This is a genomic window from Methanogenium cariaci JCM 10550, assembly GCF_001315945.1.
Classification (GTDB): Archaea; Halobacteriota; Methanomicrobia; order Methanomicrobiales; family Methanomicrobiaceae; genus Methanogenium; species Methanogenium cariaci.
This window is the reverse complement of record NZ_BBBG01000001.1, coordinates 347,313-354,735: the sequence shown is the minus strand read 5'-3', so window position 1 is coordinate 354,735 and position 7,423 is coordinate 347,313. Positions and strand designations below refer to the sequence as shown.

The 7,423-nt window shown below is 51.7% G+C and carries 7 protein-coding genes and 4 pseudogenes; all 11 read right to left on the bottom strand.

What is annotated here, in order from left to right:
• Positions 1-109: 109 nt before the first annotated feature.
• Entirely contained in the window at positions 110-670 is a 561-nt protein-coding gene (locus JCM10550_RS02205; protein WP_157199842.1) for a hypothetical protein, read from the bottom strand.
• 537 nt (positions 671-1,207) lie between these two features.
• Positions 1,208-1,746 (bottom strand): annotated as a pseudogene (locus tag JCM10550_RS02200) (AAA family ATPase).
• On the bottom strand, positions 1,746-2,267 hold the full coding sequence (locus JCM10550_RS02195) for a DUF106 domain-containing protein (protein ID WP_245618609.1): 522 nt from the start codon (positions 2,265-2,267) through the stop codon (positions 1,746-1,748). Before JCM10550_RS02195 ends, JCM10550_RS02200 begins: the two are co-directional and overlap by 1 nt.
• A 154-nt stretch (positions 2,268-2,421) precedes the next feature.
• Positions 2,422-2,991 (bottom strand): adenylate kinase, encoded by a 570-nt coding sequence (locus JCM10550_RS02190; protein WP_062396614.1) that lies wholly within the window; start codon positions 2,989-2,991, stop codon positions 2,422-2,424.
• 8 nt (positions 2,992-2,999) lie between these two features.
• Positions 3,000-4,439 carry a preprotein translocase subunit SecY gene (gene secY, locus JCM10550_RS02185; RefSeq protein WP_062396612.1) on the bottom strand — a complete coding sequence of 480 codons (1,440 nt, stop codon included), beginning with the start codon at positions 4,437-4,439 and terminating at the stop codon, positions 3,000-3,002.
• Between the two features lie 28 nt (positions 4,440-4,467).
• Positions 4,468-4,893 carry an uL15m family ribosomal protein gene (locus tag JCM10550_RS02180; protein ID WP_062396642.1) on the bottom strand — a complete coding sequence of 142 codons (426 nt, stop codon included), beginning with the start codon at positions 4,891-4,893 and terminating at the stop codon, positions 4,468-4,470.
• Positions 4,894-4,898: 5 nt separating this feature from the next.
• Positions 4,899-5,365 (bottom strand): annotated as a pseudogene (locus tag JCM10550_RS02175) (50S ribosomal protein L30).
• Positions 5,365-5,984: pseudogene (locus JCM10550_RS02170) on the bottom strand (30S ribosomal protein S5). Before JCM10550_RS02170 ends, JCM10550_RS02175 begins: the two co-directional pseudogenes overlap by 1 nt.
• A 1-nt stretch (position 5,985) precedes the next feature.
• A complete protein-coding gene (locus JCM10550_RS02165) occupies positions 5,986-6,513 on the bottom strand; it encodes a 50S ribosomal protein L18 (RefSeq protein WP_062396608.1) in 528 nt (175 codons plus the stop codon).
• Complete coding sequence (locus tag JCM10550_RS02160) at positions 6,513-6,971, bottom strand: 50S ribosomal protein L19e (protein WP_062396606.1); 459 nt, start codon at positions 6,969-6,971, stop codon at positions 6,513-6,515. Before JCM10550_RS02160 ends, JCM10550_RS02165 begins: the two co-directional genes overlap by 1 nt.
• Positions 6,964-7,418, bottom strand: a pseudogene (locus JCM10550_RS02155) (50S ribosomal protein L32e). Before JCM10550_RS02155 ends, JCM10550_RS02160 begins: the two are co-directional and overlap by 8 nt.
• Between the last annotated feature and the right edge of the window lie 5 nt (positions 7,419-7,423).

The window sequence follows — 7,423 nt, the reverse complement described above, 5'->3', positions numbered from 1 at the left end:
AGCCGGGTCCTGGGAATGAATAATTACCCTGTCAACATATTTCCCTGACAGTCCGGTGCTCGCCGGATACTCCCCATTAAAATAGTGCCAGTACTGCTCATCCATGCACTCATGCATGTCCCAGATTCCAAAGACATGCCAGCCCCCAAGGGTTGGTTGAGTTGTCGGCAAAGAAGATCAGGCGCATCCCTTCCTTGTAGCCCGGAGGATATCCCTGATCCGGCCGCCACCACGTAACAACCATCGGACCCTGCCGTGGGTCGGGGTTGTAGACATTACGATATCCAAAATCTGTGGAAAATCCATCTTCACTCTTTATGTCAATAGTGTCATCAGGACTCATCCCGCCGACCAGTTCACAGAGATCTTTGACATCCGTGCCCTTCAGGGCGCCATAGTCTTTTCCTTCGATATTCCCGGTCTCATTTAGATCCCATCTGCCGATCCCTTCTTCCACGCCCAGCATTGGTCCTTCGTGATAGTAATGCGTAACTCCGTCACCCTGAACGGGCAGATTTTCTTCCATCCAGTGGTAGTCTACCGTTTTTGTCGCAATGAGACTTCCATCAGCAGCCAGTTTACTGACGGTGACCTCGGTTGTTGGCGACCCCCGCGGCCACCGGTGCGACCACAACACAGAGCAGCAGCAGCAACAGACAGAACAAAACACCGGTTTTCTTCATGTCAGATCACCTGACGCTGCAGAACATATCATTCCCGTAATTGATTGTAGAACATTCATCCAGACTCATCCTGTATACGATATACTGAGGGAGTCTCTCAAAAACAGATATAAATGGATTCTGATATTTTTCGAAATGTTGTAAACAATAATAAATTAATTTGATCAATATTTGCAGACATTTATAAATTTGATATCACCCATCATAACACGTATTTCTGGATAAATTTAGCAAAAAGGAAGCATAATACGAAAAGAACGGACAAAGACCCATGAATATATAAAAAACGAATAATCAGAGAACAAACAGCAAAACAAACAAAAATACATCAGCGATCAATGATGCGCAGCCACACCGTCTCCGGTTCGTACGAATCTCCGTGAACCCGGAGTATCAGTCCTGCCGTAAAGAGAGGGAATTCATACAAAAAACGAGCCACCGGCAACACCTTGCCCGACCATAACCAGGAAAATGAATCGCACAGAAATTCGGTATAACAGATCCAGAAAAAAAGAGAAGAAAAATTATTCCTTCAGACCGGCAATCGCCGCATCAACAATGGCACCGATCTCATCCACTCCCCCCCAGACCTCGGAATTGATCACGAGATCATAGGGAGAGAGATCGTTGATATCAATATTATAGTATTTGTGGTATCTGCCAGCCTCACAGTCCTCACGTTCAATCGTGAGCTCAACTGCGGTCTGCGGGTCGATCTCTTCCCGATCAGAGATGCGCACAGACCGGCATTCAACAGACGCCGCCACCCAGATGCGAATATCCGCGTTATCAATCATATGCCCCCCCGCAAGCGCCCCCCCTCAATGATGATATCATCGCGTGCCTCGCCAATCTCCTTCTGGCGGGCATCGATCATCCGGTCCACGGATATGTCCTCCTCTGCCAGCCGCCCGAACGCAGCAAGCTCCATATTGCGCTCAGCAGCAAGCCCGCGAAAGACTTCCCCCCCTGCCGATATCAGACTGAAATCATGTCTCTTCACCAGATACTTGGCAAGTGACGTCGTACCGCTTCCCGGTGGGCCGCTCACCGTAATCCGCATCAGAGTCCTCCGATATTAAGCGCCTTTCTGATCACCTGCGAAAGGCAGATGGAACAGATCATATACCAGAGAATCCACGCAGGAAGGAAGAACGAGATCGCGTTCAGCCCAATCTCTCCCAGATACGGGAACGTGATGGTCGGCATTGCAACGATAGTGCCGAGATCAAAGGCTGCCTGCATCCTTGAGATCGTCCAGAGCATCCAGATAAAGATCGGAACCGTCACAATCAGAATCCATCCCATCGGCTTAAACTGCTCCTGGGACATCGCCATCTGCTCTTCCATCATCCGTGCCCGCTTGTCATTAAGCTTTTTCAGCTGCTTCTCGTCACCTGCAAGCTGTGCTTCACGGTATATCTTCTGAAACTCCTTCATCTTCGCCTGCACTGCCTGCATCTTCTCGTAATCAATCGTATATTTCTGGAGAAGAGACGAATAGCAGCCGGTAATCGATGCAAGAATAAGAATCATAACGACCCAGAGCTGAGGATTGTCCGTAACGCCAATGATCGTTGCCATAGGTCCGAAGACAATATTGGCAGCGGACCCGATGGCATCACGAACAGGGGGAATAGAATAGGCCCCCCCATCGCAATCAGCATGACAATGAAAAAGGAACCCATGCCACCCAGGGCCCCTTTTCCTGCCGACTTGCCGGATTTTGCGATATCCCTCACCTCAGGATCTCTTTGAGTTCTGCTACTGCCCTGTCGAGCAGATCATCAGCATTAATGACAACCTTGACCGTGCATCCGGTCAGCATCGCATACGAAGCTGCCATCGCACGGTTGAACTGCTGGTGTTCACAGAGAGCACGGTAACCTTCCGCATCACGCACCCGGGACTCATCGCCCATGCGCCGCATCAGGATCTGGTCCTCATCTGTCTCGACAAGCACAACGATATCGGGCATCAGTTCCTTGAGCACCCACTCCGGAAGACCCGCCAGATATCCCTTCGGGGTCTTCACCGTACAGTGCGTGTCAATGATCACATTGCCTTTTGTCTTTGCAATAAACTGCGCCGCATTGCGCTGCAGTTCACGCTGCTGTGCCTGTTCGAGTTTGCGCATCTCGTCACGGCTCTCAACGAGACCCTGACCCGATGCCACATCGAACATACATGATCCAAAATTAATATTCTGATACTCAACAGACTCAGCTGCGAGTTCAGAAATCGTCTGATTAATGACGGTCGTCTTGCCGACTCCCGGCACACCGGTAATGACTACTTTTTTACCCATCCTACACTTCACTCCTTACCGAAGAACCCGCGCATGAACGGGTACATCTCCATAATCTGTTCACTTGCAACCTCCTCGTACAGCCGGTATACAATACTGACTGTCAGCAGGAGACCAGTTCCCCCGACCATGCCGATGACACCAAAGTAGTTGGCGATCACACTCAGGAGACCGACAAAGACACCACCGATGACCGTGACACGCGGAATATAACGGTCCAGATACTTCACCAGCACCTGTTCCGATCTCCGGTATCCGGGAATGGACATACCGCTCATCTGGATCTGGCGTGCCACATGAGACGAGTCAAGGCCTGCCGTCTTCACCCAGAAGAGAGCGAAGATTGCACCGCCGACCACCATCACAAACAGGTCAAGACCCATCCGGATGATAATCTCCCATATGGGATGACCGACATCATACGCCCACCACATCCAGTCAGCCGGACCGTTGATAGGCGCCAGATAATACATGATCCCGTTCAGTGGGGTGTTACCCTGATACGCACCCAGGAACGTAATCCCGAGATTGTTCAGGAACAGACCAAACATCTGAATGTTTGCCTGCAGCACACGGACAAGAATCATCGGCAGCACACTGGCGTAGATGAGTTTCACCGGGAAACGCCCGCGGGCACCACGCACAGACGCGTGTGCAAGCGGGATCTCAATCCGTGTCGACTCCACATAAACGATCACCAGGAAGATTGCAACAGTCGTAATCAACGCAAGCATATCGGTGCCGAAGTACTCCAGGAACGGTGCACCATCCATGATGACCGCAAAGAGTCGCGGGAAGAACCCGACAGGGTATGCATCCTGCACAGCTCCCCCCCAGTTCAGGAAACCGTTGACAAGACCCTGGGAAACACCGGCAACAATAAAGAGACCGACACCAGAGCCGACCCCCCATTTTGTCACGACCTCATCCATAAAGAAGATCAGTACCCCCCCTCCGATACAGATCTGCACAAAGATCAGAAGCGTAACAATACCGAGATTTCCACCAAATAATGCATTTGCAACGACCGGGTCAGGACCCAGGAATCCACCGACAACATTCGGGATTGCCTCAAGCACGATCATGACAAAGATCAAGAGCTTCTGCAAGCCCATGTACATGACCTGTCCACGTGTATCGCTGGTATCCAGATCCAGCAGATCAGCACCCTTGAGGAGCTGAAGCACAATGGATGCTGTGACAATCGGCCCGATACCCAGATGGGCAATAGACCCACTCGCACCTGCTAAAAGGGCACGGTAGAATGCAAAAATATCCTGTGAACTCGGATCAAGCCCAAACACCGGAATATTAGTCAGTACAAAATACAAAATCAGAATAGCAGCTGTCCAAATCAACTTATTTTTAAAATGGACATGCCCTTCCGGACTCTTCACTGCAGGCATTGCTGCCAACAGCGGTTCTAATCGATCCAGCATCGCTCCCATAGTACTTTTTTCCCAGAAAAAAAGAGAATCAGGCGTCCAGTGCCTGGCCGCCGTTCTCTTCAATCTTTTGTCGGGCTCTGTCAGTAAATGACACAGCAGAGATGTTCATCTTCTTAGTAACCTGTCCGCCTCCAAGTATTTTATCAATACCGATTTGGCCTGCGTTGATGACGATGGTATCTCCATCCATTTCTGCATTCCCGGATGCCACAAGGGCATCTGCCATCTGATCAATGTCCCCGACACCAATGGCGTCAACAGCGGACGGGTTCTTGTTTACAAACCCGTGCTTTCCGTTGTGGACTTCCCCACTGAGGAGGTAATGAGAGAAACGGTGGTCACGGTGACCGGCCCGGCCTCTGCCACCGCGGTTACCGGCACCACGGCGATTCTTGTGTGTTCCGCCACCGCAGGTCCGAGAACCGCGATATTTTGAGCGTTTGTTTACTGGCATCTGATTCACCGCATCCTGTAAAGAAGCGAATTGATCTCACTTCCATAGTTTCCGAGTGCACCGCCCTGCTGGAATGTCCGCTTAATGGACTTGTGTCCCTTACGCGGGGGGGGTGAAGCCGGAGTACTGGCTTAAGTTCCGGCACATCAGCAATGGATGCATCGCCTGCACAGAGTGCGGCTGCAAACGCATTGATGTCCACAAACTTTGAGTTCTCCTTCACATACTCCTCGGTCAGGCGTATGTTACCGGTCAGTCTGCCACGGGTGGCAAGAACCTTTCCCAAAATCTCGGGATCAGCCTCGCCGTATGCCACGTAATCCTTAACCTTCCGGATCATACCGAGATATGCCGGGGGGGTGTCAGGAACAAGAACACAGTGGTTAATGTGGTGAAGACGGAGCATCTTCAGGGTATCTTTAATCTCCCTGCTGCAGTTAACAACACCACGCACCTGCACTACCACATACATTACTCCATCACTCCTGTCCGGATGAGATTTGAATTATTCAGTGCATCAAAGACGGCCTTTGCAAAGTTGATGGTCGTCCGGGTCTGCCCGAATGACGAGGTCCAGATATCCGTGATACCTGCAAGCTCAAGGATCTTCTTTCCAATGTCACCGGTAACAAGACCGATGCCCTGGGGTGCCGGAATCAGTGTGATGGTCACACTGCCTGACTTCCCCCCCTCGACACGCATTGGAATCGAGTGTCCTTCACCGCAGCCGCATTCCCAGCTGCCACATCCGCGCTTTACGCAGATGATATTGATCTTTGCATTTGCAATTGCCTTCTTGATGCATTGCCGACCTGTGCGTCCTTTGCCTGTCCGTATCCGATGTAGCCGTCACGGTTACCCACAACGACAACAGCACGGAACTTGACACGTCGGCCACTGTCGGTCATTCTCTGAACCATATTGATGTCGAGTACCTCATCATCAAGGTCAGGGAGGAAATAATCGACAATACCCGGTTCTTTAATAGGCCTGCCGATCTCAAGCACTTCTTTGAGGCTTGTAAAATCACCGGCAGCAACCTGTCTTCCGAGACCTGTGATAGGAATCCATTCTTCCCGTTCATAGGCCATATTACTTCAGCTCCTTCATGATTGCTTCTGCTGCCTGTTCTACATTGGCAACAAGATCTGCTGCACGCTCAGGTGCATATGCCGCAATGTGTGCGCCTTTTATCCTGTCTTCAGACGGGAGAACCGACTCACCGTGAGGGACTTCAAGACCGCCATCCACAGCGCCTTTCAGTGCACCAAACACCTTCCCTCCGGGGGTTGAACGGGTCAGACCGATATCAAGAATTCCTTCTTCATAGCCTGCATTCCGTGCACGCACCGCAAAGAGCATACCGGTGAGATATGCTGCGGGAGTATTCCCGGTAGCACCGGTAAAGCCGTATCCTTCCAGTTCATTCGAGTATGCCGCAACAAGTGTCCGGTCACCCTCGAGGGTCGCCTCTACCAGCTGGACAATGATCTGCCGGTTGGTCTTGCGTACGACCATACGTGGTTTCTCGGAGAGGAGAAGTCTCATCCGGGAGTAATAATCTGTTTTGCCCTCGTGTCTCCTTCTGAACGGGACAAAATATCGTGGTCCGGATGCCATTAGTTCATCCTCCCCCCCTGAATCTGCTCAAGCTGTGCTTTCATATGTGCCACACTGCGGTACTGACCGCCTGCTGCCTTCCGGTATACTCTGCGGTACAGGGTAGCATCAATGCTGCCGTTGTCACGCAGAATCCGGAGTTCACGCCGAATTGCACGGATCCTTTTGATCCATATCCTCTTGGACGGGGGGGTACGTGCATTGGCGGCTCCTTTCCTGCGTCCATGACCCTTACAGTGGCCATAGGAACGCTTTGCAGTGAGAAGACGTGCACGGCCACGGCTAACGCCTTTCACCGGCTTTGCACGGATTGCGCCCTCTTCGATAAGGCCGCGAACATCCTCACGTGAGATCGCGTTTTCGATATCATCCTCACGCTCGCTGTCCATCCAGACACGGTGTACACCGCACTTCAGAACAGCTGCTGCGATACGGCGCTGATTCTTCAGGTCACTCATCAGAAGCCACCTCTTCCTCAACGTCCTCTTCCACAACCTCAGGCTCCTCTGCAGCAGCCTGTTTGGATGCGTCTTTCAGATTGAATACCTTAAGCCCAAGCTCAAGTGCCTTCTCCTGAATCGCTTCACGCTTCTTGTTACCGACAGTACCGGAAACCCGGACTGCATGGGTCTCAGCGTTGAGCCTTCGAGCTCTGCAGGTGCGAATACGAGCACTTCCTCATATCCGCTGGGGGGGTGGAACCCACGCACAGCGGCAGGGCCTCCAAACCCGGGTCTCGGGAGACGACCCTTTGCACGCTTCTGCATGCGCTGTTTACTCTGAAGACCACGGGGGGGACGTCTCCATACGTCATCCAGTTTCTTCTTCTGGTGAAGGCACTGGCGCTTAAAGGTTGCCCGCTTTCCATTGCGTGCACGGATAAGTCTCATCTTTTCGTCAGCCATATCAG

Coding starts and splice junctions, on each gene's coding strand:
- JCM10550_RS02190 (WP_062396614.1), bottom strand. CDS start 2,991: ATGGGTAAAAAAGTAGTCATTACCGGTGTGCCGGGAGTCGGCAAGACG.
- JCM10550_RS02180 (WP_062396642.1), bottom strand. CDS start 4,893: ATGCCAGTAAACAAACGCTCAAAATATCGCGGTTCTCGGACCTGCGGT.
- JCM10550_RS02165 (WP_062396608.1), bottom strand. CDS start 6,513: ATGGCATCCGGACCACGATATTTTGTCCCGTTCAGAAGGAGACACGAG.
- JCM10550_RS02160 (WP_062396606.1), bottom strand. CDS start 6,971: ATGAGTGACCTGAAGAATCAGCGCCGTATCGCAGCAGCTGTTCTGAAG.
- JCM10550_RS02195 (WP_245618609.1), bottom strand. CDS start 2,267: ATGGCAACGATCATTGGCGTTACGGACAATCCTCAGCTCTGGGTCGTT.
- secY (WP_062396612.1), bottom strand. CDS start 4,439: ATGGGAGCGATGCTGGATCGATTAGAACCGCTGTTGGCAGCAATGCCT.